The sequence below is a fragment of the Oceanobacillus polygoni genome (assembly GCF_008304605.1).
GTDB lineage: Bacteria > Bacillota > Bacilli > Bacillales > Amphibacillaceae > Oceanobacillus > Oceanobacillus polygoni.
In genome coordinates this window covers 1-26444 of record NZ_PIJY01000025.1, presented here as the reverse complement: position 1 = coordinate 26444, position 26444 = coordinate 1, and the positions used below count along the sequence as shown (strand labels likewise).

Here is a 26444-nt window from a genome sequence, read left to right as displayed (position 1 = left end):
ATACTAATTTTTAGTGAAAGATAACGATAATCCTAAAACCTTAAAAAGGTATTAAACTATTTGTATGAAATCTTTCTATAACCTTAGACCTAGTTATTTTTACGAAATTTTCATGCAATATTTAATCCCCGTTAACATGCGAAATCTATACTTAATAGGAACGTAAACTTAGTCATGGAGGGAAGAGCATGAGGAGAATTTTTGCACTACTATCGGCTATTATGCTTTTATTTACGACTATCTTTCATGGAACGGCACCTATTTATGCCTCACCTATGAATGGATCAGATGCAGAAGTTATCGAGAAAGATGCCGAAGCAGAAGAAGCGCAAGAGATTTTACCAATTCAACATGAGCTGCCAAATCAGCTGACACAAGGAGAGGAATTCCAAGTAGAAGCAACGATTCAAGATGCAGAGGAAGTGTCGTTGTTCTATAAGCAAGACGTGAATGCTGAAGCGAAAGCAATCCCAATGGAGCGTTCAGAGAATACGGATTTATATATTGCAGTGATTCCAGGGGATGCTATATCAAGTACTAAATTGGAATATTGGTTTGACGTAACAAATGAGAATGAGAATGTTACATCATTACCTTTTATTGTGGAGGTAAAAGAAAAGGAACCAGAAAAACAGGAACAAGAAAAGACGCAGGACGACCAGGATTCTACTCCTGCTGCAAGTGAAGAAGGATTGGCAATTGAGCATGAAGCTATTACGACTATCGATGGTGGAGCGGATGTTACATTTGAGGCGAATGTTAAACTTGCAGAAAATGTGCTCTTGCAATTCCAAACAGGTGAACAGATGGCAGTAAAGGAACTGCCATTCAAAAAGGTTGAAGCAACAGAAAACTATACAGTTGAAGTTCCCGCAACGCATTTTTGGTCAGATAATTTTAAGTACAACATAATCGCACAGAATGTAGATGGAGAGGAAATAACATACTCTGAAGAAGGCTACATAGAAGCAACGGTACAATTAGAAGAACCGGATGCGCAAAATCTTCCAGTTCTGCTTATTACAGAAATTGTACCACAGCCAGATGGTTACGGTTATATAGAACTTTACAATAATAGTGATCAGCCAATAAACCTGAAGGATTATCAACTTACGTACAGTGACGGAAATAACGCAACAGACCAAGTATGGGATCTAACAGAGACAGAGGATAAAGTTATTCCACCGGAAGAGACATTTATCGTTTGGGTGCAAGATAAAGCACTAACAACAGACGAATTTAATTCGAATTATGATGTTGCATTAACAGAAGATCGTGTAACAACAATTGAAAGCAGCGGGTTAGAAAACGATCAAGATCAAACCATTATCATTCGTAATAAAGCGGGTGAAGAAATTATACGTGCTGCTTATAACGAAATGGAAGAGGAGAATCAAGGAATTGTTTATCAATATCCGTCTGAAGATAATGAAATGCAATTCGTTGGAATGGGTGAAACTGCTACGCCATTAACCCTTATCAATGGACAAATTCCAAGTGAGCCAGTAGAAATGGAAACGATGGAAGTTGAGGCAGACACAGAAACGGATGTTGAAGCTCCTATTATTGGAAAGCCTACCGTATCCCTAACAGATGATACTGTAACGGTGGAAATTGAAGTGACGTCTGAGCAAGAACTAGATGAAGTACAGCTTCATTTTAGCCAAAGCAGTGCACTTAAGGAACAATCCCTGCCAATGGAGGTAGAGGAAGATTCTGTTTATAAGCTTACCATTCCGCGCAATCAAATTTGGAGTGAGCAGGTTCAGTATTATTTTACTGCTTCTACTGAGAGTGATACGGCAATGTCAGAAACTTATGAAGCAGTTATTCCGCAGCCGGAAGTCGATCCACAAGCCATGCCAAAGCTGTTAATTACGGAATTAACACCAGACACAGCAAACATGAATGGTGCAGATGCGTATGAGTTTATCGAGATTTATAACAATTCGGATCAGCCAATTAATATGAAGGATTACAAGATTATTTACCGATACCCAACAGGTACGGCTGATCAGATTTGGGATATTGCCGATGATAAGGTAATTGACGCACAGGAAAGCTTTATTATTTGGATCCATAATGACGGGAACCAACAGTCGACACTTGATGACTTCAATGAACAGTATGGACTCGAGTTAACCGAGGATCGAGTGGCAATCATTCAAAGTGCTGGGATGGCGAATGGAAGTGAACGTACACTAATTCTTGCAGATGAGTTTGACAATGAAATTGTACAAGCTTCTTATAATGATGGTTCAGATGATGTTTTTACCGATCGAGGGATTATGTATAAATATCCATCAGAAGGAAATGCGATGCAAAAAGTTGGGATTGCAGAAAGTATTTCCCCACTTACCGTTTTTCCAGAGCAAGTACCTAAAGAGCCTGTTGTTATTGAAATGGATGCAGAGGTTCCCATAATAGGTGAACCTGCAATTGATGTGAAAGATGAAGCAATAACGATTCAGCTTGAAGTTATTTCCGAGCAAGCTTTACAAGGGGTTAATCTTTATGTAAGCCAAAGTGAAGCGATGGGATTTGAATCTATCACGATGGAAGAGACAGAAGAAGCTGCAATCTATACGGCAAGTGTTCCTCGTGCAGAAATATGGAGTGACAAGCTAAACTACTATGTTGTAGCATCGAATCAAGCTGGCAGGACAACGTCAGAAATTGAGGCGTTCGACATCCCGCAAGCAGCTATAGACTATCAGGCCGTCCCGCCTCTATTTATTACAGAGGTTGTACCAGATTCAACAAATGCAAATGGTGCGGACGCCTATGAATTTATTGAAGTATATAACAATACAACAGAAGCAATTCATTATAAAGATTACACCATTCGCTATCGTTACCCGAATACCGGACCTGAAGGAGACTTACTTTGGGGACCGTCTGCAAGCCATGAGGATATAATTATTCCATCTGGTGAAACGGTTGTTTTCTGGATTATTAATTCTGGAAATACGGATTTAACGAGTGCAGATTTTAATGCCCATTATGGAACTGATCTGACAGAAGGTAAGAACTTAATTAAGATTTACAACAATGGAATGTCAAATAGTGCAGAGCGTACATTTGTAATGGCAACGAAGAGTGGCTATGAGATTTCCAATGTAACCTATTTGGATGAAGCTGGTGTAGATGATACGGTTGCTGATAAAGGTATCCTATTCCGTTATCCTATTGACGGCAGCCAAACGTTAAAAAAAATCAGCGCCGGTGTTTTGGATGCAACACCTGGAGAAGTCATTCCAGAGCAAGTGCCGAGAGAAAAAGTACAATTGCCTGATGACACCGTGAAACCGAACATAGAAGATACAACTGGAAAAGATGCCATCACATCGGAGGAATCTGTTCAGATTACAGCAACCATTACAGATGATATCGAAGTAAAATCTGTTAGTCTTTTTTACCGTACTATGGATGGAGAGAACTTTAGACAAGTAAATTTGGAACGACAAGCAGAAGATACATTTCAACACACCATCTATGAACCCGAACTAATCGGACAACAAGAGCTGGAATATTACTTTGTTGCACGTGATGGACGTAATGAAAGTTCAACAGAAATAAAATCCGTTCCGATTGAACATCCAAATGTAGAAACGGGACTTCGCTTAAATGTGGAAGAGGATGAATTAATTGCTGGTGAAAAAGTCATCAAAGCGACTGAAGATGCTTATACGGATGAGATGCTATTGTTCCTTGATGACGAGCAAGTGACAGATACGTTTATGGCGATGGAAAATGAAGCGTATTTCGCATTTGATGTTAGTGAAACAAATATTTATTTCCAAAATGGTGTGACGATGGGGGATGAAATCCTAGAAATTTTCGATGATACGTATACGGATTTTGTTACATTAACAGTCCCTATTCCTGCTGACATGCTGAAACCTGGAGAAAATACGATTACCATTCGTGCTGGAAATAAAGTAAGCCCGTTTGATGAAACATCGACTGAAAATCGAGATGACTTCACAATTAAAAATATTCGATTAGTACTAGAAGATGGAACAGTTATCTATGATCCCAACTATAATAACTCAGATACGAATTATGCTATTGGTGATAGCCCTGGGAAGGATCCAGTTTACGACTTTGATTTTACGATTGATGAAGAAAAATTCGCATCTCTTGCCTATTTATTCGATACAACTAGAGTCTCAGATGGGACACATGAAATAAAAGCAGCATTAGGTGATAATCAGACAATTGCAAATGTGATTGTTGATAATACAGCACCTATTATCAAGCCGAGCATTCAAGAAGGACAGGAGTATAAAGGTAACTTTACAATTGATGCAGCAATTGAAGATGCAAGTGAAGTTGTAGAAAATACAGCAACATTGGATGGGAAAACAATCACCCTCCCTTATGAGACATCATCTGCTCAGCTTGCGCCAGGTGAACATGAAATTGTCTATACTGCAACAGATGCAGCGGGAAATACTGGAACAAATACAGTTACATTCCTGGTTGTCGAGGAGCATCCTTGGCTTCCAGATTGGATGAATAACCAGCCGGATGCAACACAGGCAGATCTATCGGTGAAAATAAATGATCCAACTGGCGACAAGATGAAAGTCGACTTTTATCAGTCGTATCAGTATACAGCTGATGATTCAGAGCATCTCACGATATCACAAAATAGTGTTGGTACTGAACCTCCTGGAGAATTTTTACCAGAAGGAGAAACGGATTTTACAGAAGGTGAGTTGGCACAGTTATCCGATGTGGATGGAAAAGAAGTGTCAACCGAATCAACTACGGAATTTCCGTACCATCGCTTCGATGTTACCGTTGATAAAAATGTTCAGCCTGATGATGAAATCGAAATTGTATGGAATGGCTCCTCGTTGGATGGCCGAAAGGTAACGATGTATGCTTGGAATTATGAAACAACTAATTGGGATGAGCTCACATCGATTATTGCAGGTGAAGAGGCGTTTGAGCTAGTCGGTTCTGTTACTGGAGATGCATACTTACAAGACAGTAAAGTAAGTGTCATTGTTCAAGATCAAATTGCAAATCCAGGAGAGGATTTCACATTTGTGTGGATGTCAGATACACAATACTACTCGGAGAGCTATCCAAACATTTACAATGAACAAGTGGAATGGATTGTAAATAACCAGGAAGCATTAAATCTCGAGTACGTCATTCATACGGGAGATATCGTTAATATTTGGGATGATTTTGATCAATGGGAAGTTGCAGATAAAGCAATGAAAGTGCTTGATGATGCTGGTGTAGCCTACGGAGTTCTAGCAGGAAATCATGATGTTGATCAAAAGGATAATAATTATACGAATTATTATACGTATTTTGGTGATCATCGATTTGAGGATCGTTCCTATTTTGCTGGGTCCTATGAAAATAATCGCGGACACTACGACCTTATTTCGGTCAATGGAAATGACTTCATCATAGTCTACCTAGGCTGGGGCATCGACCAGGAGGGAATTGACTGGATCAATGATGTTCTGGAGAAGCATCCGAATCATAAAGCGATTCTAGGCTTCCATGAATATTTGCTTGCAAGTGGAACAAGGAGTCCAATTGGGGACGAGCTTTTTGAAAAAGTCGTTGTACCGAATGAGAATGTTCATGCGGTTCTTTCCGGACATTACCATAATAGCCAGAAATTAATTGATGAAATTGATGATAATGGTGATGGTGTGGCGGACCGCACTGTGTATCAGTTGCTTGCAGATTACCAAGGTGGTCCAGAAGGCGGTCAGGGCTATATGCGACTGTTAACCTTTAATATGGAAACAAACCAAATGGAAGTACGTACCTATTCTCCGTATATGGATGAATATAATTACTATGATCCAGTAGAGTTCCCAGAGAAAGATGAATTCAACTTGGACTGGGATCTCGAGCCACAGCTGAAAAAAGTTGCAACTGATTATGTAGAGGTAAATGTGTATACCAATAATCTGATTGATTCGGTAAAAAATGTTGAGAGCGGAGGGACAGCAACAGTTGTTTGGGAAAATCTAGCTCCAAATAGCGAATATTTCTGGTATGTTATTGCATCTGATGATTTTGGTGGTATGGTTCGTTCGAACATTTGGAGTTTCCAAACAGTTGATGGGGAAGTGATTGATCCATCCGAACCAGAAGTTCCAGAGTTTCCTGATCCAGACGAAGAGCCAAATAGGCCTGAAGAGCCAGGTGAAACTCCTGACGATGGAAACGACAAGGTTCCTGGTGAAGTTCCAAACGAAGAACTGCCAAACAACAAGAAGCAAACAGTGACACCTAAAGTTCAAAGTAATAAAGCTATGCTTGATAATGACGTATTTCATGAAGTAGCAAGTGATGGCAATATTATTGTTGATTTAAATGAACATGCAGACCAAGCAATCGTTGAACTCGAATTAACGGAAGAGCAAATCAAACTTTTAAAGGAAAAGAATATTATCCTAACGATTCAAAAAGGTGATATTACGCTGGATATCCCGGCATCTGCATTTAGCGGAGCAGGCGATGTCATTATTAAAATCGAACGATTGGAACAAATTGCGGATGCGTTAAGTAATGTATATGATATTACGATTACACAGGGCGGTACACTAATCAGTGAATATGCAGAACCAATTACGTTAGCGTTGGATGTATTCACTGATAAGGTTACAAAGCCTGAGCATCTTCATTTATTTTATTTCAATGAGGATTCTAAAGAATGGGAGCTAGTTAATGGAAGTGAATTTGCAAATGGTAAAGTAACTGCACCATTACATCACTTGAGTACATTTGCTGCATTCGAAAAAGCGCATGAAGCGACTACGGATGATGGTTCTACTCCAGTATCTGGTGAAAGAGCTGGGACAGATAAAAAGCCTGTAATTGAAAAAGCGGGATCAAGTGATGGTTCAGCTTCCGGTGGATTCTTGCCAGACACAGCTACTGATATGTTTAACTATTTATTAATCGGTATCGTGTTAATAATAAGTGGTGTGGGGATATGGTATGTCGGATATTATAGAAAACAGCGATTGATGGATTAATGGATTTGATGAAAGAACTTCAGCTAAGGCTGGGGTTCTTTTTTTGAACGATTAAAACAAAGAAATACCTTCTCGCATATAACTGTTCCTGCAATAATTTCCCTCATTAAAAGCATACTATTATCTGAGGTGAGAAATATGTATAAGCTATTGTCTCATAATGATTTAGATGGTGTTGGGTGTGGTATTTTAGCGAAGCTCGCTTTTGGTAAGGAGGTTAAGGTAAGATACAATTCCATTGCCAGCTTAAATCGAGAAGTTGAGTGGTTTTTTGAGAATGAGGATAAGGACATCTTTTTAATTATTACGGATTTGTCCGTGAATGAAGCGAATGAAAAAAGACTGGAAGCATTTCATCATGCTGGTGGGAAAGTACAATTTTTGGACCACCATAAAACAGCACTGCATTTTAACGAGTATGAGTGGGGACATGTTGTCGTTGAGGATACGCGAGGTAATTTAACCTCGGCAACATCTTTATTTTATGAATTTCTTGTTGAACATCAATTGCTGGAGGCTTCTGATGCCGTAACGGAATTTGTAGAACTCGTAAGGCAGTATGATACATGGGAATGGGAAAAAAACGACAATCAAAAAGCAAGGCAGCTCAATGCGCTGTTTTTTCTTGTTTCCATTGAGGAATTTGAGGATATTATGATGGAACGATTGCTACAAAGTGAGCATTTCTACTTTGATGATTTTGAAAAGAAAATCCTCAACATGGAAGATGATAAAATCGAACGTTATATTCACCGGAAAAAACGACAGCTCGTTCAAACGAAAATTGGTGATCATTTTGCTGGAATTGTATATGCGGAGTCCTACCACTCGGAACTTGGAAATGAGTTAGGTAAAGAATACCCACACCTTGATTACATTGTGATTTTGAATATTGGCGGAAAACGGGCAGGATTCAGAACAATCCATGATCATGTTGATGTGTCTGAAGTGGCAAGTAGGTTTGCAGGAGGAGGGCACGCGAAAGCATCAGGCTGCACATTAACCGATGAAGCATATAAATTGTTTGTAGCAGATACCTTTCACCTGGAAGCATTACGGGAGGATGAGAAAAGAAATCGATATAACGTAAAAGGATCTCCTTTTGGATCGATGTATGAAAACAGGTCGGAAGTTGTTTTTCTTCTTTACCCCGAAGATGATCATTGGGTGATTGAAAAAGATAGGGAAAAAATAGATCAAACCTTTTCAAGCTTTGCGGATGCAGAAAACTTTCTGAAGCGTAATGAAGAAGCCTGGCTTGTGAGAGATGATGCATTTGTCAGTTCTTTGATGGAGAAGATAGGCAGTGTAAACGGAGTAAAATTAAATAATGATGAGAAAAGGGTTTAAAAAGCTGAATATCAGTATCGGCAGACTTCCAATAATGTTTGGAAGTCTGCTTTTTGCTCGTGAGCTAAATTAGTGCATGGAAAAAAATAAAATTATCAAAGCTTTATGGTTTGATGTATAACCTCTTAGGAATTCAATTGAAGCAATGTTGATTGGAATGTCCATTTTATGTAACCGAACCAAACTGAATTGTTTAATAGTGAAACCTTTAATTATTCTAATTCGTACAACAGGGAAAGTGGCTTCTACAAATGCTAATCTAGGCAACTGTTTCGCAAACCACTCTGTGTCATAAAGTAAATATTTTTGATTTGAAGTACATTTATAAAAAATAACGAGAAAATAACAAAAATCTTTTAAAATTTGATGGCTTTACTTATTCATTGCAAAACTGCCAATAAGTATTTTAAGATTACTAATATATGGTAAAATGATTTATGGAATTATGTATATAAACTGTATGGGCAGAAGAGATGACAAAGAAAGAGCGAGAGTGGAGGGTATTGCAGTGTGGTCACTTTTGTAGAAGTTTTACGCACAATAGCTATCTTTTTACTTGTTTTTAGTTCAGCTTTTTATTTTAGGCACTTGGAAAAGATTAGAAGGAAAGGGAAACTTTCATCCTTTGAATTTACAGTGTATATCATCATACAGATTGCATATGGACTCTTTGCAATTAGCTTATTGATTTCAGTGTTTTTTATTTAAGGTAATACGCTTATTTTTGTAATCTAGTGGTCTGATGCTGTGATAAGAAGGTGGGAGATTAGAATTGAGGATTTTATTAGAACTACCACGTATAATAATTATTTTTGTGCTGCTTGGCGGATTGGGATGGGCGGTTATAGGGAATATTTATAGTATCAGTGAATCAACTGACTCTTATTCATGGCTTGGTGCAATCGCTATTTTTTTACTGCTGTTTGTATGGTATAGGAATAAGTTACAATTCTCAGGATGGTATAAAGGTAAAGGTAAAGTAAAACTCCCGAAATCCGTTTCCTTAACGCTTATTATCAGTTCAGTATTATTAATGATAATACCATTTATAGTAGGTTATTTATTGGCCTAGAAGATTGGTAGTTGAAAAGAAAAGAGGTAGCTTCTAATAATTTTAAAAGTAAATAGAAATTATATTTGGGTTATTCCTTTACTATTATTAGGTGAATTTAAGGATTAAAGGTCAGTATAGTTAAATGAAATGGAGAGGATAGAATGGATAACCAATATTTTGTAGGATGGGGTACACTAGCGTTGATAAATGCCGCACTTGCACAAGGGAAGAATAGAACAGGATTAAACTGGTTTTTACTATCTCTTGTACTTGGTCCATTGGCGACATTGATTTTGTTATTTGTTGAAAAGAGGATTTAATAGATTAATAATTTATTTAAGTTTATGTGTCTCTCGTTCATATTGATAAAAGCAGTATTGTTATTAAATTCAAAGGGAGGAGTTCGGTTTGACAAATAATTCAGCAGGCTTTTGGGTAAGGTTAGGTGCAGCTTTATTAGATGGTATTATTTTAACAATTACACTTGGGTTTGTAAGTTTACTTATTTATAATCAATTCTTTATGGAAGGTTTTTCTTTCATCGATATTTTAAATGCGTTGTATTTCTTGTTACTTCCTATTTTCTGGTATGGTTATACGATTGGAAAAAGAGCTTTAGGAATACGCATTGTACGTATTGATGAGGAAGAAGTAGGATTTGGAACCATGTTTCTACGTGAAATTGTATCGGGACTAGTTTATGTATTAACATTTGGAATTGGACTTATTGTCAGTGCTTTTATGGTAGGTATTAGAGAAGATAACCGTTCGATTCACGATTTTATTGCAGGAACATATGTTACGTATGAAAAACCTTAGAAAAAGGAAATCCCCAAAAGATCTCCTTTTTAATTGAACTATATTTAATTAAATATTATGTTATTTTGTATGAAGCTATTGAATTAAGTGTCCAATAAATAAACTGTGATTCTATAGCTGCGGGGGGATTATTTGAACATAGATATCGACTCACTGATTCATTTTCTATTGATGTGGGGAACACCTGCTATTATGATGCTTATAGCATATTTAAAAATGAGCAAAGAGGATAGAGATGACGTAAAAAAAGATTTTAAAACAGCAAATTTTATTTTAACCATAGGCTTTCTTGTAATTGGCTATTTTCTAGCTTCTTTAGGAAATCTGCTGGCATTAAACATTATGAAGCTACTTGGAATACCCTTAATGATCATAGCTGCTATTATGATAACCTTTAATATGTGGAACAAAAGCAAAGTTAAGAGCATTTTAATTCCTATACTTATTTTAGTTGCAATATTCGTTGTGGCTACATGATTCTGAAATAGTGTTTATTAACTTTATTGACAGGAAAAATATAATTTGAATACAGCAGATTTCCCGTTTTTTCATTCAACCAGCAACAACTATCTTAGCTCCTTCTTTAGATAAAGCCATAGCATACGCTAGACCTGATCCTGTCTTTTCCAATTATAATCAAATAAGGCTTAGAGAATATTATCTCTAAGCCTTACGTATGTTAAAATATCAATGTAAATATATTTAGAACACTTTCGTCGTCCAATTCTCACAATTCCACTTATCCGTAACAATACCCTCGTAAAAATCAGGTTCATGGGAGATGAGGAGGACGCTGCCTTTGTATTCGCTTAGTGCCCGTTTTAGTTCTGCTTTTGCATCCGGGTCTAGATGATTTGTAGGTTCATCTAATACGAGTAAATTGGATTCGTTATTAATTAATTTACAAAGTCGGACCTTGGCCTTTTCTCCACCACTTAGTACTTGAACTTTACTCTCAATATGTTTTGTTGTTAGTCCACATTTTGCAAGAGCAGCACGAACTTCATATTGCGTAAAATGAGGGAATTCATCCCAAACTTCTTCAATACAGGTTTTATTGTTTTCCGTTTTAATTTCCTGTTCAAAATATCCGATATAAAGATGCTCTCCTAGCTGTACAGAGCCCGAAATAGCAGGGATTTCACCAAGAATACTACGTAGCAAAGTAGTTTTACCAATACCATTGGCTCCATACAATGCAATCTTTTGTCCGCGTTCCATTGATAAATTAAGAGGCCTAGACAAGGCTTCATCATAGCCGATAACGAGGTCCTTCGTTTCGAACAGGTACTTACCAGGTGTACGAGCTTGTTTGAATTTAAATTCGGGTTTTGGTTTCTCGGCATCTAGCTCAATAACATCCATCTTATCCAATTTTTTTTGACGAGACATTGCCATTCGGCTTGTTGCTGCATTTGCTTTGTTTCTCGCGACAAAGTCCTTTAAATTAGCAATTTCCTGTTGTTGTTTCTTGTATGCAGCAGCAAGTTGCTGTTTTTTCATCTCGTATACACGCAAAAATTCATTGTAGTCTCCAGGGTAGCGTGTCAACTGTTGGTTTTCCATATGGTAGATGAGGTTCACAACACTATTTAGGAATGGGATATCATGTGATACAAGGATAAATGCATGCTCATACGCTAACAGGTAGTTTTTTAGCCATTCGATATGCTCCACATCAAGATAGTTTGTCGGCTCATCGAGTAATAAAATCTCTGGTTTTTCCAATAATAACTTGGCAAGCAATACTTTCGTTCGTTGTCCACCACTTAAGTCATGGACATCACGATCTAAGCCAAATTCGTCTAAGCCAAGCCCGTTCGCAACTTCCTCTGCTTTTGCATCGATAATATAGAAGTCACTGTTCGTGAGGGCGTCTTGTATTTGTCCGGTTTCTTCGAGTAGTTTTTCTAATTCGTCAGGACCGACCTCACCCATTTTCGTGAATAGTTCGTTCATCTCAGCCTCCATATCATATAAATATTGGAAGGCCGTTCTTAGCACATCTAAAATAGTCATCCCTTGCTTGAGTAGAGCATGCTGATCCAAATAACCTACACGGACATTTTTTGCCCATGTCACATTTCCAGCATCAGGCTCAAGTTTCTGTGTAATAATATTCATAAAAGTGGACTTGCCTTCACCATTCGCTCCGATTAGTCCAATATGTTCTCCTTGTAATAAACGAAAAGAAACGTCATCGAAAATGGCGCGATCGCCAAATCCGTGACTTAAATTTTTAACGGTAAGTAAACTCATTATAAAACACCTTTTCCTTCTAAAATACATTCTGTTCTATTATATAGGTCATTACAGAAAACGGCTAGTCAAGATTTGCTTCAGTAGGTAGGTTTTACAACTCGTGGAGGCAGTTCCTGTCACTGTTTTTTTATTTTGAGTATAGATGTAACATTTTTCTGTAAATTACGTCTGTAATTATAAGTAAATAGTCTAAATAGCTGATAGAAGTGAGAGGGTGGGTCTTTATGAAAAATGGGTTGTTTATTTTGATTTTTCTTTGGATTGGTATGTTGCTAGCTGCTTGCAGTAATGATGCGGAAAATAGTGAAGTAGGCAGCGACAGGGCTGATTATAACACGGAGGAAAGTGTGGAAATGGAAAGTGTTGAAATAGAAAGCAGCAATTCAATTAGTGGAGAAACTGATCGCACCACAGAACAAGAAGTGAGTGATTCACAAGAAGAAAGTGCTTCATCACAAGAAGGAGAAATCATCCAGTCAGACCGAAAAATAATTTACACTGCCAATCTACAAATTGAAGTAAAAAATTATCAACAGTCATTCAATACGATTGAGTCTCAGGTTGCAGATCGTGGTGGGTATATTGTGGATTCGAATATGCAAGGATACGCTGAAAATGATTCAACGACGGGACATGTGACAGTTAGAATTCCCCAGGGGCAATTTCGTGAATTTATTCAAATAGTGGAAGATGGGAGCAGTAAAGTTTTGGAAAGTTCCATTTCAGGTCAGGATGTGACAGAAGAATTTATTGATCTAGAATCCCGTTTGAAATCCAAAAGTGTCGTTGAAGAAAGGTTACTTACATTTATGGAGCAAGCAGAAAAAACAGAAGATCTATTAACCATTTCAGGTGATTTGGCAGAGGTTCAAGGTGAAATAGAGGAAATAAAAGGTCGAATGAATTATTTAGAAAACAGAACCGACTTGGCAACGGTTACGATCTATATGGAGGAAAACAATGTAACGATTTCAGGAATGAGTGAAGGGGAATTAAACACCTGGGAAAAAACCAAACAACAATTTTTGAATAGCATTAATTTTCTTCTCGCAGTATTTTCAGGGATTTTTGTTTTCATTATTGGTAGTTTGCCAGTATTTATCTTACTTGGAATTCTCGCGATGATTGGATTTTTCATTTATAGAAGAATAAGGAAAAATAGCCAGGATGATTAGGTTCATTTGAAGAAGTTCAGTGAGGGAAAGTCAATTTATTGAAACGTTATTTAGTAAACAGATTTTGAACAGCAAAAAGTGACCGATATTTATATATCGATCACTTTTTAATTTTCCATTGTTAAATCCAGCCAAGCGTCGGAACAATTGTATGAGGGCAATCAATGGGAAGAGAAGGAATTAAGCACATTTTAAACCAAAATACCTAATCCAACAGCCGTTAGCATCGCAAGAAAAAGTAATATCTTTTCATAATTACTTACCTGTTCATGATTAGCTACATCCATCTTCAGAACAAGTACTATCGCTATGGAGAGCATAATCAATAGAAAGCCTGCAGCCCAAATTCGGTCGAAACCTAGCCAAAGCATACATAATGCTGCAGCGAAAAAATAGAGCAGTGCTGGGAAGCGCGCATAATAAAGTCCGAATCGCTCAACAAACCAAACGACACTTGTTTGTTTTTTCGGTAAAGCTCGTCTGTCAGCTTGTAAATCTGGAATGTGATGAACCATTACCCATGCCATACAAAAAAGGGCATTAATTATGGCATTTTGGATTGCCCATAACGGAATTGTATTTAACATAATCCAAGGTCCAGCCAAACCAAGTGAAAAGATAGCTGGAAACAGACTTGCCCATTCCCCTAAAAATGGCCGGTAGCTCAGATGCAACGGAGAGACCGAGTAAGAAACAGCACCCCAAATTCCAATCAATAATAAAATGACGAGCTTGTATTGTGCAAAGATAGCGAGCACCAAGGCAAGGATTAGGAGAACAAAGGTAAATGCGAAAGCTAATTTGCGCACTGCATACAAAGAAAACATCCCATTCTGGATTACGCGACTTCCCCCAGACAAAATAGCTGGACTATAGCTATCCGTACCAGAACAATGATCGGTATAATCGTTAAAAGCATGTGTTAGAAGACCGTGAATGGCGAATGCAGCAATGGTAAGGAAAACAAATAACAGCCAAAGCCGTTCCGATGAGATTGATGAATATAAAAATAAAGGAAGTAAGCTAGAAATAATTGTCGCAACACTTGATGAGATAACCGCGATAGAACGCAGCAACACCCATCCTCCGCGAAGTATTGCGTAAACTTGATTCGGCAATGGTAGCAGCTCCTTTCGTTCATAAATTTTGAATATAAACCTAAACCTATTATTTCCATAAAGCAATTTATTTTAACGGTGGTGAATATATCATTCCCTTTTTGCCAAAAAATGCTACCTTTTTTACAATGAATTTCAATCGCTTAAGGAAATTAGAATATTTTACTTATGATTACTTATAACAACTTGTAAAAACGTATGAATAATGTATAATTACTTATAAATACGTATTGAAGTTGGTGAAGAAGCATTGTATCAAGAAGAGAGATTGCTATCAATTTTAGACTTCCTTCAAAAAAATAACCGAATATCGGTTGAAGAAATATGTACGATGTTTGATGTTTCAAGAGATACAGCGCGACGGGATCTCGTTAAGTTAGAAGAAGAAAATTCGATTATACGTACACGTGGTGGAGCTATCTTACCGTCTATTCAAGAAGAAATTAAAAATTACTCAAAGCGTCTGGAAACCGTATCACAGGAAAAAAAGATAATAGGGAAGAAGGCTGCTTCTTTAATTTATCCGAATGACAATATCATTTTAGATACATCAACGACAGTTCAAGCTTGTGCAGAGCACCTTCAAAACATGGAGTGTACGATTATTACGAATTCGATTAACCAGGCAGAAGTATTGTCTAATAAATCCCATATCAATATTCAACTTCTAGGTGGGACATTGCATAAGGAGCACCGGTTTTTATATGGTTCGTCTGTTGTAGAGAAACTTTCGGATTACTATGTGGATAAACTTTTTGTTGGTGTTATTGGAATATCAGAAACCGGACTAACCATTGCGCATGAAGAAGACGGTGTTGTAAAAAGAAAGATGGTTAAGCAAGCGAAACAAGTGATTGTTCTAGCGGATCATACAAAGCTCGGTACGAATCATTTTTTCAAATTTGCAAGTTTAAAGGATGTTGATCTATTAATTACCGATAAAACACCACCAAAGGCTTTTAGAGAAATCTTAAGAAAAAACAATGTAGAATTACTTGTGGCTGACGGTGAAACGAAAGGTGAGTAGTAAGATGGTAAAATTAATTGCAATCGATTTAGATGGGACCTTACTCAATGAAAAAAGTGAAATAAGTGAGAATAATAAACAAGCGCTTTTACAAGCACAAGCAAAAGGAATTGAGGTTATTATTGCAACTGGTCGTGCCCATTTTGATGTGCAAACAATATTTAAAGATACTGATATGAAAACATGGGTTATCGGAGCAAACGGAGCAACGATTCATCGTCCCAATGGAGAATTATTTCACCATATACCGATGAAGCGTGAAGATGCGCTGAAGAGTTTAAAATGGCTTGAGCAAGAGGGATTTTATTATGAGATCTTTAGCAAAGAAGCTATCTTAACACCGCAAAATGGTCGGGAACGACTAACGATTGAAATGGATCGTGTGTTAAGTGCTAATCCAAATATAAGTGTGGAAGAATTAAAACAGGCAATTGCTAAGCAATTTAGTCAAACTGGATTTTCTTACATTGATTCCCATAAAGAACTTAGTGAAATGGATATCGATATTTATAATATCCTTGCATTCTCATTTGATGAGGCAAAGCTAAATAAAGGCTGGGAACAATTTAAAGATCATAAAGACTTAACCATTGTATCATCTGCAAATCATAATTTTGAGTTGGAGCACAAGGATGCTTCCAAGGGGAATGCCTTGGCAATATTAGCGAAAAAATTAGGTATACATTTAGCGGATACAGCAGCTGTTGGAGATAGTTTTAATGATTTATCGATGTTAACGACTGCTGGAAAAAGTGCTGCTATGGGGAATGCACCTGATGCAATTAAAGAAGCGGCTGGAGAAGTTACGCTTTCCAATCATGAAGATGGAGTTGCCCATTTTATTAATTCGTTTAACGTATAGTTGAGTCTTGAAGATAATGTAGCTACTGAGATAGCTATCTCCACGATGCTCAGAATCGTAGTGAGATATCCTAAGGCGAATCGTGTGTTTTAGATTTTAGATTTCCATAGCCATTGGCTATTCCTAATATTTTATCGGGTTTGCTTGAAACCTGATACGTAGTCCACTTTCTGGCGTAACGCAAATGCGGCGTAACGGAAAGAGGGCTTTTTTACGTTTCACCGTATAGTCTGCTGACTCATTCCACTTTCTATATGTGATAAAATAGCAAGAAAAGGGGGGCGGCTAATGGAGATTTCTGGGTTTGAGATTCGAGGAGCAATTGACCAAGAAACACGTTGTCAGCATTATCATACTAGCAAAGATATTATCGCTATTCGTTTTAATTGCTGTAATCATTATTTTCCTTGTTATTTATGCCATGAAGCATATGGCTGCGGCAAGAAGGAAGTTTGGCCACGAGAAAAATTCGATGAAAAAGCTATCCTTTGTGGGAGCTGCAAGACAGAGCTGACAGTTAACCAATATATAGATAGTGACAACACATGCCCAAACTGTCAAGCATCATTCAACAGTGGCTGTTCGCTTCACTACCATTTGTATTTTGAAAAAGCCCATCCGTCTTGTTCATCTGGAAAAGATGGTTAGAAAAGAAGAGCCTATGCAACTGCGTTAGTTGTATAGGCTTTTCTATAATTATTTTGCTCGTGAATGAACGCGCTCACCTTGTACCCAGACTTCACGAATATTTTCCGGTCGGGTGAGATACATAATCTTCTGGAAAACATCATATAAATCTTCATTTGCATTAAAAATTGGTAATTTTGCAGTGGGTAATTTCGTATCGATAATTTGTACATCCCATGTATAGTTTTCCTCGATTCTACCAATTGGTAGGCTTAAGCTCTCGCCTCCGCCAGCAGTGGCGAAATAAAATGCTTCATTAATCGTAATCCGTGCGTTTGGCACACCGCGTTCTTCTGCTGGAAGTGCAGTATTTACGCCATCCTCTAGCATCCTTGACGAAACAACAGCCTGTCTAGCATTATCGAAAATGCTCGGAATTGAGCCAGCAGAAATATCCGTACCTAATCCAATATCTATTCCTTTCTTGTGAAAGTGTGCGATTGGAATGACACCGTTGGCAAAGTATGCATTGGATAGTGGGCAATGTCCAATCGCTGTACCTGTTTTAGCAAATAGGTCAGCGTCCTCATCCTCCAGGAAGTTACAGTGTGCCATCACCGATTTCTCACGTAATAGACCAAAATCGTTTAATGCAAAGGCATCGTTTTTTTTGAAGCGATCGCGTACATAGTTATGTTCCCAATCACTTTCGCTGCAATGTGATTGAATATGCGTATCATATTTTGTCGCTAATTCGCCTAACCCTTTTAAAGCTTCCTCGGTACAGCTCGGAATAAACCGGGGGGTTACAACAGGATAAACCCCTTGTTTTGTTGACTTATCTAAGTCCTTTACAGCCAAAATAAACTCTTCCGTATCAGCTAATGCAGTTTGCGTATCCTCATCCCGGTAATATTCTGGATTCTGTTCAGGGTCGTCCATAACGACTTTTCCAACTAGACCACGTTGCCCTTTTTCGGAGCAAATTTTGGCGAGTAACAAACTAGCTTCCTTATGAACCGTTGCAAAATACAGAGCAGTTGTAGTACCATTTGCAAGAAATGTGCTGACCAAATCTTCATAGACATCCTTCGCATAATCCAAGTCGGAAAATTTAGACTCTACTGGGAAGGTGTACGTATTTAGCCAATCATAAAGCGGCAGATCGAGTGCGGTTCCTGATTGTGCCCATTGTGGTGCATGGACATGTAAATCCACAAAACCAGGAAGTAAATACTGCCCGTCGGCTAACCGATGAAAGTTCTCCGTTTCTCCATATGCGTCGAGTAGCTTTTCATAATCTGGATCTGTTGGTGCAACAATTTTTTCAATAACCCCATCCTCATTAATACAGAAAAGATAGTCTACTAGCTGCTGCACTTCTTTCGCTGATTTACTTGTGAAAGCTGTTCCATGAAATATATGCGTATATTGTTTCATTTTACCACCTTAATGTTCGTATTTTGATATTGTATTTGTCATTATAAAGCATAAAAATAACTTCGTCTATGGAATGTCAGAGATCTTTTAAAGAGGAAAAAATCCTAGTTGTCCAATAGCTAGCGTATTTGTCTAAATTATTGGAAGGTTATTTTTTATTTCATGGGTCTTGTTTTTGGCCAAATGGGTGCTATACTATAAACATTCTAAAAAATATGTATTGTTATTTTCATATAATCGTAGGGATATGGCCTACAAGTTTCTACCGGTTTACCGTAAATAAACTGACTATGAGAAGCAATCGTGAATAGACATACATTGAAACTTACTTTATTTAGGGTAGTTTATTACTAGTTACTAGTAACTATCAAACGTGAAATTTGGTTTGTTTGAAGTATTGTCTTTTCGCGGTATTTCGATATCAAAAGCTCGAAGTACATTGCTTTCTCCATAGCGGAGAGCGTGTATTTTGGGCTTTTTTTATTCTATGTTTCCGTTATATGAGAAGCACTACAGTAATTTGTAAACATATTAAATCTAGTGAAGTACTAGACGAAGGGAGATAAGAGCTTGGAGAGTGCTGCGAGAGAATTAGAGACAAAGGTAGTAAAGAATGAGCAAGTTAGAAAGAAAGAGGAAATTTCAGTAGGGAAATCCATTTTTGTAGGGTTACAGCATGTATTAGCAATGGATTTATTTATTCCACCGATTATTTTAGCCGGGCTATTATCCTTTTCGGTTGCTGATAGTGCATTGTTAATTCAGATGACATTTATTGCTTGTGGGATTGCAACGATTATTCAAGCTGGGTTTGCAATGAAGCTACCTGTCATGCAAGGTCCATCATTTGTCCCACTTAGTGCGCTTGCGGCAATCGGTACAACGTCTGGAATGGGAGCGATGATTGGTAGTTTAATACCAGGTGCTTTGTTAATTGCTCTATTAGGCTATCCGTTGAAGATTTTCAGTAAAGTAGTGAAAAGATTTATTCCACCAATTGTTGCGGGGACAGTGATTGTCGTTGTTGGCTTTTCGTTAATGCCGACTGCAATCGGTTCGATCTATGGTGCGGAGGGAAGCTTTAATACAAATATATTGATCGCGTTTGTTACAGCAGTTGTATTGATTTCTTCGATATATATTGGTGAAAAAGCCAAAACGAAATGGAAACATATTAAAGTTGCATCTGTTATTTTAGCTTTAGGTATAGGTACAGGTATTGCTTCTTTCTTTGGAATGGTTGATTTTTCTTCCGTACGTGATGCTGCGTGGTTTGCATTACCAAGTATATTTGCCTTTGGTACGCCAACATTTGAACTAGACGCTATTCTGATTATGCTTGCTATCTATTTTATTATTATGATTGAAACAACTGGTACGTGGTTTACAGTAGGTAATGTCACGGAAGAAAAACTAGATCATAAACGATTAAACGGGGGAGCTTTTGGTGAAGGAATTGGGTGTTTTGCTGGTTCCTTCTTTGGTGGCACGCCAGTTACAGGCTATTCAACGAATGCAGGGATTATTGCTATTACTGGTGTTAAAAGTCGCAAGCCGATAATTGCAGGTGGGGTCATTCTTCTCATGTTTGGGATGATGCCCAAGCTTATGACTGTAATTGCTAGTATCCCGCCAGTGGTTATAAGTAGCGTGTTTGCTATCATTTGTGTTGTTATCATGATGAATGGATTTAAAGTGGTAAAGCAGGCACCGTTCACAGAGCGGAATATGCTTGTAATCGGTATCCCAATTATGCTTGCGCTATTTGCAGTACTCATGCCAGCAGATATATTATATGGCCTACCAAGTATCGTGACCTATTTTGTCTCATCTGGAATTGCTATTGGAGCAATTGCAGCACTGATTCTTAATCTGGTACTCCCAGAGAAAAAAGAAGATACTGGATTATCACCGGAAGTAAACGTGAATTAGATTAGAAGATTTTTGGAAAATAGTTATGATTTATTTGGCAGATAAGAAAGTATATAAACTTTCCCATCTGCATAAGTGCAACTTTAGATTTTGCTTGAAGGCTTGCACTCCAAAGTAGAAGGGCTTCTAATAAAGCAAACAATGCTTTTAAGAATCCCTTTAACGTATGCTAAGTTTACTAATAAAAGGGGAGTTTATCGTTATGCAACAAGACAGATTATGGAACCAGTGGCATCCAGTTTATAAAGCGGATGAATTAAAGGATGATCCAGAGCAAGTTTATGTGCTTGGCGAGCGCGTCGTGATTTTCCGTAATGCGAAAGGAGTGCATGCATTTAAAGATTTATGCATCCACCGCGGAGCAGCACTTTCATTAGGAAAAGTAAAGAATGGCAACCTTGTTTGTGCGTATCACGCTTGGGAATATGATTCGACAGGGGAATGTGTGAAAATACCTGCATTGCCATGTGACAGACCTATCCCTAAAAAGGCGAGAGCAACGGTTTATCATGCCCAGGAGTCTCTCGGTTTAATCTGGGTTAATTTAGGTGATGATCCAGATCCAATGATTTCCTATCTAGAATACGATAAAGCGGGTTATCGTACTGCTATTTGCGGACCATATGATGTGAAAGCAAATGCGCCAAGAATTATTGAGAACTTCTTGGATGTTTCGCATCTTATGTTTGTACATGAAGGAATGCTTGGTGATGAAGACCATGCCGAAATTGTTGATTATGATGTGGCGTTTATCGATAATCGTTTTATTACAAGCAAAATTCCTGTATTTCAACCGAATCCAGATGGGCGTTCAAAAGGCGGCTACGCAGATTACGTTTATGAAATTCTTAATCCAACGACAGCACGATTTACAAAAACGACAGAAGGATCGGATGAGGAATTGACGATATTAGCTGCTGTGAATCAAGAAGATAACGAACAAACGAAAGTGTTTATGTTATTAACGAGAAATTATGATCTCGAACAGTCTGATGATTCGTTTATTGAATTCCAAGATACGATTTTTTATCAAGATTTAGATATTGTGGAGAGTCAAAAACCAGAGCTGCTTCCTTTAGACTTGCAAGCAGAAATGCATCTTAAATCTGATGCACTAACCATTTCGTATCGTAGATGGTTGGATGAACTTGGTGTGGAGACTGGCACGTTAGCAATAGCCGAGTCAAAGCGAACTAAGCGGAAGAAAGTATTGAACTAAAAGGGTATTCTATAGAAATAGAAGGAAATCAACGTCTTGCAGATAGTAATGATCTGCAGGGCGTGTTTTTTATCACATACGAAATGGTGATGCAGTACGTGGAGTTCTCTGTACATTTAGCCGTAATGAATTGGAGCATAAATAAAGCAATGTGCAACTACTGACCAAGTAGAGACACATTGCTTTATTCTTTCTTATCTTACATTTTCTAAAACATTTTCCTGCGTTGTTTCAAGGGATTTTACAAATCGCCCAATTCGTTGCATCGCAATCTCCAGTTGCTCAATAGACGCTGCATAGGAACAGCGAATATAGCCTTCGCCAGAATCCCCAAATGCATTACCAGGTACGACTGCAACCTTTTCTTCTTGGAGAAGTCGAGCGGCAAATTGTTCGGATGTAAGTCCTGTTTTCTGAATGGAAGGGAAAACATAGAAAGCACCACCAGGTGTGTGGCAATCTAGTCCAATCTTACGTAGCGATTGGACCATGAAATTTCTTCGTCTCCAGTAATGTTGCCTCATTTTTTCAACCTGCTCTGTACTATTTCGTAATGCTTCCAGTGCTCCGAGTTGCAGCATTGTTGGTGCACACATCGTTGTAAATTGGTAGATTTTTACCATTACTTGAATAAATTCACGTGGTGCTGCTAGAAAACCTAAACGCCAACCAGTCATTGCAAAACCTTTCGAAAATCCATTAATTAAGATGGTTCGATCATACATTCCAGGAATTGCTGCGAAGCTAGTAAATTCCTCATCATACGATAACTCCGCATAAATCTCATCTGTAACGACAAGGAGGTCATGCTTGTCAACAACTTGGGCAATTTCAGTAAGCTCTGCTCTGTTTAGACAAGAGCCTGTTGGGTTACTTGGCGAGCATAATAAAATCGCTTTTGTCCGATCTGTTATCGCTGCTTCAAGTTGCTTTGGCGTTACTTTAAAGTCGTTCTCTGCATATGTTGCAATGCGAATTGGAACGCCACCTGCCAATGTTACAAGCGCTGTATAGGATACGAAGGCAGGCTCGATGATAAGAACTTCATCTCCAGGGTTCAAAATCGCCCGAAATGCTAAATCGAGGGATTGACTAGCACCTACTGTAACGATTACTTGGTCCTCTGGTTGGTAGCTAGTTTGAAAATTTCTTTTCAAATACTTGGAGATCTCCTGGCGTAGTTCCAACAATCCAGCATTTGCTGTATAAGATGTGTGACCGTCCTTCAATGCTTCAATTGCCGCTTCGCGAATATTCCACGGCGTAACGAAATCTGGTTCTCCAACACCAAGTGAAATGACGTCCTCCATACTTGCTGCTAAGTCAAAGAACTTCCGGATACCAGATGGTTCTAATCCTTTTGCTGTTGTAGATAAGTAGTTTTGAAAGTCTATACTCATGGGGTAATCACCATTCTCCGATCTTTGTCATCATTTCCTTCAATTATTACACTATCATGCTTATATCGCTTAAGCATAAAGTGGCTCGTTGTGGATACAACATTCTCTATCGTTGCTAATTTATTGGATACAAAAGCTGCAATCTCATTCATCGTCTTACCTTCGATGGTTACGGATAAATCATACGTACCAGACATGAGATAAAGTGACTGAACCTCTGGGTAGCGGTAAATTTGTTCCGCTACTTCGTCAAAACCGACACCTCGTTCTGGGGTAACTTTAACATCAATCATCGCTACAATTGTTTCTTTTCCCTCTATTTTGTTCCAATCAATAAGTGTCGGATAGCTAACAATGACTTTTTCTTTTTCTAGTTTTTTAATAACCTTTTGTACATTTCCTACACTTGTTCCCAGCTGCATCGCAATGGACTCTGTCGATACATGATGACTTTCTTCGAGTATCGATAAAATATTTAATTCCTCGTTTGTTAGTTTCATTACAATCCGCCTTCTATTGCTGTAATTTGTTTCATTACTTTATTGATTTACTTTATTAAACGAAGCAATGATGAAATTATATCATTTTTGAAAAGCAATCAACACTAAAATTTTGATTTTTTTACACAAGAAAAACAGGTGGGACGGAAAAGTACGTAATTCATGAATATTTCTGAACCATTTTAAACTTTTATATCCACTCGTACTATGAAAATGGAATAGTTCTTGATTCAAGATGGTGTATTAAAAGGACAAGATTAGATCGTCTAAACCAGAGAAGCGATAATCCCTCTACATGAGAAATTATCGCTTCTTAATTATTAATCTTCTTCTAAAATTTGATCAAATGCCTCAGATACGTTATCAAATTCTTCATCGCTTTCAATTGCTGATAATTCACCATCATCGTCGATTTTAAGGAAGAAGATATCAATGTCGCTTTCACTATCCTCTTGTAAATCTTCTAAAAAGCTGACTGCAACATAATCTCTATTTTCCAATGTAACCCTAGCAAGTACTTCTACTTCCTGATCCTCATCAGTTTCATCACTAATTGTAAAAACTTCGCCAACTTCAATTTTATCCATTTATTATCCCCGCTTCCTCATCTAGAATGAATTTGTAATAGCTTTCTTAAGTTTTACTTCATGTAGGGAAATAATGCAAATGTAAACAACAATCTTTTCGAAAGGTAGTAAAGAACGAATGGATGTTTCACAAATGAACGAGAAGCAACGTTAGAACTTTCCGCTTCTGCTGAGCCATAGAGAGTTTAAAAAATTGCTCCCTGCAAGTTATTTTGTTACATAATTTTCCGTGTAAAATGGTTGTGATTCGGTATTAAATGCAACCCCGACTGCGAGTGAACGGTAATCTTTATGCAATTTGTTTTCACGGTGACCGAGTGAGTTCATCAATCCCTCATGGGCAAAAATACTGCTTGGTTGGCCTGTAGCTAGATTTTCTCCTGCCATTCGATAAGCAATCGCATCTTCCGTCATTCGGTCAAAAGGAGACTGTCCTTCTAAGTTTGTGTGGCTGAAATAGTTATTGTCAGCCATGTCTGTACTATGATTTCGAGCTGTCTTTCTTACTGAATCCTCCCAAGTTAATACAGGAAGACCGTGGTTAACCCTTTCGGCATTGGTTAGGTCGAACAATTGATATTCAAAACCTTCTTTTAATTCTTCGCTAGGTGTAGCAAAGAATTTTTCTTTTTGTTGTTCGAGTTCTGTATGAATGATTAAAGTCGCAGTTACTGTACTCGATTCATGCTTATCATAAAAAATGGTTACATAATTATTATCGATCGTAAACGTATTATATTCTTGATTATCTTGAATTTGGTATTTAACAAAACCCTTGGTAATTGCATCTATAGGTTCAGGTAACGTAGAAAGTACGTCTTCTCTTGAACTCTCAAATATGATTCCATGTGTAGATGTTAGTAAGTCTTGGTTTGTGTATAGTCCGATCACTTGATCATGTTCATCATATGCAGCCATAAAGAAATTTTGATAGTTTTCATGGTAAGTAACCCAATTAACTCCGTATTCATTTAGAGAAGACCTCTTGTGTTCCCCGACTTGTTGCTCAACTTCAGAACGATCATCGCCGAGTTCAATATTATGAATAGAAAAGGATTGTTCAGAAGGAGGATGCAGATTGGGTTTTTCAAGAATAGGTTGTGTGGATTGTTCGTTCTCCTGAAAGGCTTCTGATAACTTACCATATAAGAACTGAATTTCCTGATTTACCGTATCTATTGTACTTATTACGTGCGGGTTCTCTTTAACCTCATTTATATCGGAACGAATGTCTTCATAAACACCTTGAAAACCGGACTGTGAGAAGGTGTCACCATAAAAAAACCAAAGTGCCCCCGCAACAAGTAATAAAGCGATAATTTTTAGAGATTTTGACAAAATTCCACTCCTGTCTAGTACTATTATTCCATTATTATTGTAACAAGTTTTAACAGTATGAACAAATGTAGTATAAGCTATGCTTTTGGGTGTATAAAGCTATACGTTTGTGTTGGGAAAAGTTGAAAAAAGAGGAAAAGCAATCCTCAGTACATTGATTCTCTTTGGAGATAGGGAAGGCAGAAGCAGCCGAAAAAATAATGGGGGCAATGGTTTCCGACGGGGATTTTGCCCCAGTTTACTACTCTTCTATGTGTATGGGTGCAACTTTCCTGTCCCTTTACACCCATATACAAGCATTCACATCGGAATTTAGGATTAATTTGTTAATTGTTCTTGACAGTCGATTCTATGCGTGCTAATATTTAAATCATTAGAATTGAATCAATTTTCACGAAGGATGTAGGTGGCCCCGCGGAGCTAATACCTACAACACATTACATCAAATTAAAAACTAAATCATTTATTTTCTTATCCAGAGAGGTGGAGGGACTGGCCCTTTGAAACCTCGGCAACAGACTATTCGGTACTGTGCCAATTCCAGCAAGCCTATGTGCTTGGCAGATAAGAAGAGCCATGTTTATACATGACAAAACCTCTTCTTATTTGCGTAGAAGAGGTTTTTTAATGTGCGCCAGGCATGGCGACTATCTAGGTGGTGAAAGTCCACTGTGGGGGTACACATCAACTAACCACTAGAGAAACGCAA

19 protein-coding genes and 2 riboswitches are annotated in these 26444 nt (G+C 37.9%); of the genes, 12 read left to right on the top strand and 7 right to left on the bottom strand.

The window, feature by feature from the left end; genetic code table 11:
• Positions 1-188 precede the first annotated feature (188 nt).
• The 6 genes from F1560_RS11605 (at position 189) to F1560_RS11580 (ending at position 10725) form a co-directional block, all read left to right on the top strand.
• A complete protein-coding gene (locus tag F1560_RS11605) occupies positions 189-7025 on the top strand; it encodes a lamin tail domain-containing metallophosphoesterase family protein (RefSeq protein WP_149474796.1) in 6837 nt (2278 codons plus the stop codon).
• 138 nt (positions 7026-7163) lie between these two features.
• Positions 7164-8375, top strand: a complete 1212-nt coding sequence (locus tag F1560_RS11600) for a DHH family phosphoesterase (protein WP_149474795.1) — start codon at positions 7164-7166, stop codon at positions 8373-8375.
• Between the two features lie 772 nt (positions 8376-9147).
• Positions 9148-9447, top strand: a complete 300-nt coding sequence (locus tag F1560_RS11590) for a hypothetical protein (protein ID WP_149474793.1) — start codon at positions 9148-9150, stop codon at positions 9445-9447.
• Between the two features lie 143 nt (positions 9448-9590).
• Positions 9591-9749: a hypothetical protein gene (locus F1560_RS22145; RefSeq protein ID WP_187773710.1), complete on the top strand. Its 159-nt coding sequence runs from the start codon at positions 9591-9593 to the stop codon at positions 9747-9749.
• 88 nt (positions 9750-9837) lie between these two features.
• A complete protein-coding gene (locus tag F1560_RS11585; RefSeq protein ID WP_149474792.1) occupies positions 9838-10248 on the top strand; it encodes an RDD family protein in 411 nt (136 codons plus the stop codon).
• A gap of 132 nt (positions 10249-10380) precedes the next feature.
• The gene (locus F1560_RS11580) at positions 10381-10725 is read left to right on the top strand and encodes a hypothetical protein (RefSeq protein WP_149474791.1); all 345 of its coding nucleotides are present in this window, start codon (positions 10381-10383) and stop codon (positions 10723-10725) included.
• A 225-nt stretch (positions 10726-10950) separates the two neighbouring features.
• On the opposite strand, the gene F1560_RS11575 is transcribed toward F1560_RS11580, so the two are convergent.
• The gene (locus F1560_RS11575) at positions 10951-12507 is read right to left on the bottom strand and encodes an ABC-F family ATP-binding cassette domain-containing protein (protein WP_149474790.1); all 1557 of its coding nucleotides are present in this window, start codon (positions 12505-12507) and stop codon (positions 10951-10953) included.
• A 227-nt stretch (positions 12508-12734) separates the two neighbouring features.
• Between F1560_RS11575 and F1560_RS11570 the strand changes: the two genes are divergently transcribed.
• Complete coding sequence (locus F1560_RS11570) at positions 12735-13685, top strand: DUF4349 domain-containing protein (protein WP_149474789.1); 951 nt, start codon at positions 12735-12737, stop codon at positions 13683-13685.
• Between the two features lie 191 nt (positions 13686-13876).
• On the opposite strand, the gene F1560_RS11565 is transcribed toward F1560_RS11570, so the two are convergent.
• Positions 13877-14803, bottom strand: coding sequence for a prenyltransferase (locus F1560_RS11565; protein WP_245347830.1), 927 nt, complete (start codon positions 14801-14803; stop codon positions 13877-13879).
• A gap of 250 nt (positions 14804-15053) precedes the next feature.
• On the opposite strand from F1560_RS11565, the gene F1560_RS11560 reads away from it, so the two are divergent.
• The 3 genes from F1560_RS11560 (at position 15054) to F1560_RS11550 (ending at position 17340) form a co-directional block, all read left to right on the top strand.
• A complete protein-coding gene (locus F1560_RS11560) occupies positions 15054-15830 on the top strand; it encodes a DeoR/GlpR family DNA-binding transcription regulator (protein WP_149474788.1) in 777 nt (258 codons plus the stop codon).
• A gap of 4 nt (positions 15831-15834) precedes the next feature.
• Positions 15835-16692 (top strand): Cof-type HAD-IIB family hydrolase, encoded by an 858-nt coding sequence (locus F1560_RS11555; protein WP_149474787.1) that lies wholly within the window; start codon positions 15835-15837, stop codon positions 16690-16692.
• A 288-nt stretch (positions 16693-16980) separates the two neighbouring features.
• The gene (locus F1560_RS11550; RefSeq protein WP_149474786.1) at positions 16981-17340 is read left to right on the top strand and encodes a CHY zinc finger protein; all 360 of its coding nucleotides are present in this window, start codon (positions 16981-16983) and stop codon (positions 17338-17340) included.
• Positions 17341-17388: 48 nt separating this feature from the next.
• Here the strand turns inward: F1560_RS11550 and guaD are convergent, their stop codons facing one another.
• Entirely contained in the window at positions 17389-18759 is a 1371-nt protein-coding gene (gene guaD, locus F1560_RS11545; protein ID WP_149474785.1) for a guanine deaminase, read from the bottom strand.
• Between the two features lie 209 nt (positions 18760-18968).
• Positions 18969-19070, top strand: a riboswitch (purine riboswitch).
• Between the two features lie 259 nt (positions 19071-19329).
• Between guaD and F1560_RS11540 the strand changes: the two genes are divergently transcribed.
• Together F1560_RS11540 and F1560_RS11535 are read left to right on the top strand one after the other, a co-directional pair.
• The gene (locus F1560_RS11540; RefSeq protein WP_149474784.1) at positions 19330-20691 is read left to right on the top strand and encodes a solute carrier family 23 protein; all 1362 of its coding nucleotides are present in this window, start codon (positions 19330-19332) and stop codon (positions 20689-20691) included.
• Between the two features lie 202 nt (positions 20692-20893).
• Entirely contained in the window at positions 20894-21910 is a 1017-nt protein-coding gene (locus F1560_RS11535; RefSeq protein WP_149474783.1) for an aromatic ring-hydroxylating dioxygenase subunit alpha, read from the top strand.
• A 194-nt stretch (positions 21911-22104) separates the two neighbouring features.
• Here F1560_RS11535 and F1560_RS11530 read toward each other — a convergent pair whose 3' ends face one another.
• The 4 genes from F1560_RS11530 to F1560_RS11515 all read right to left on the bottom strand — a co-directional run bounded on the left by F1560_RS11530 (position 22105) and on the right by F1560_RS11515 (position 25735).
• Positions 22105-23310, bottom strand: a complete 1206-nt coding sequence (locus tag F1560_RS11530) for an aminotransferase (RefSeq protein WP_149474782.1) — start codon at positions 23308-23310, stop codon at positions 22105-22107.
• Positions 23307-23810, bottom strand: coding sequence for an Lrp/AsnC family transcriptional regulator (locus tag F1560_RS11525; RefSeq protein WP_149474781.1), 504 nt, complete (start codon positions 23808-23810; stop codon positions 23307-23309). Before F1560_RS11525 ends, F1560_RS11530 begins: the two co-directional genes overlap by 4 nt.
• Positions 23811-24130: 320 nt before the next feature.
• Positions 24131-24397, bottom strand: coding sequence for a DUF1292 domain-containing protein (locus F1560_RS11520; RefSeq protein WP_149474780.1), 267 nt, complete (start codon positions 24395-24397; stop codon positions 24131-24133).
• A 207-nt stretch (positions 24398-24604) separates the two neighbouring features.
• The gene (locus F1560_RS11515) at positions 24605-25735 is read right to left on the bottom strand and encodes a CAP domain-containing protein (RefSeq protein WP_245347831.1); all 1131 of its coding nucleotides are present in this window, start codon (positions 25733-25735) and stop codon (positions 24605-24607) included.
• Between the two features lie 468 nt (positions 25736-26203).
• Positions 26204-26306: riboswitch (SAM riboswitch) on the top strand.
• Positions 26307-26444: the final 138 nt, after the last annotated feature.

Coding starts and splice junctions, on each gene's coding strand:
- F1560_RS11605 (WP_149474796.1), top strand. CDS start 189: ATGAGGAGAATTTTTGCACTACTATCGGCTATTATGCTTTTATTTACG.
- F1560_RS11600 (WP_149474795.1), top strand. CDS start 7,164: ATGTATAAGCTATTGTCTCATAATGATTTAGATGGTGTTGGGTGTGGT.
- F1560_RS22145 (WP_187773710.1), top strand. CDS start 9,591: ATGGATAACCAATATTTTGTAGGATGGGGTACACTAGCGTTGATAAAT.
- F1560_RS11575 (WP_149474790.1), bottom strand. CDS start 12,507: ATGAGTTTACTTACCGTTAAAAATTTAAGTCACGGATTTGGCGATCGC.
- F1560_RS11570 (WP_149474789.1), top strand. CDS start 12,735: ATGAAAAATGGGTTGTTTATTTTGATTTTTCTTTGGATTGGTATGTTG.
- F1560_RS11555 (WP_149474787.1), top strand. CDS start 15,835: ATGGTAAAATTAATTGCAATCGATTTAGATGGGACCTTACTCAATGAA.
- F1560_RS11550 (WP_149474786.1), top strand. CDS start 16,981: ATGGAGATTTCTGGGTTTGAGATTCGAGGAGCAATTGACCAAGAAACA.
- guaD (WP_149474785.1), bottom strand. CDS start 18,759: ATGAAACAATATACGCATATATTTCATGGAACAGCTTTCACAAGTAAA.
- F1560_RS11535 (WP_149474783.1), top strand. CDS start 20,894: ATGCAACAAGACAGATTATGGAACCAGTGGCATCCAGTTTATAAAGCG.
- F1560_RS11530 (WP_149474782.1), bottom strand. CDS start 23,310: ATGAGTATAGACTTTCAAAACTACTTATCTACAACAGCAAAAGGATTA.
- F1560_RS11525 (WP_149474781.1), bottom strand. CDS start 23,810: ATGAAACTAACAAACGAGGAATTAAATATTTTATCGATACTCGAAGAA.
- F1560_RS11520 (WP_149474780.1), bottom strand. CDS start 24,397: ATGGATAAAATTGAAGTTGGCGAAGTTTTTACAATTAGTGATGAAACT.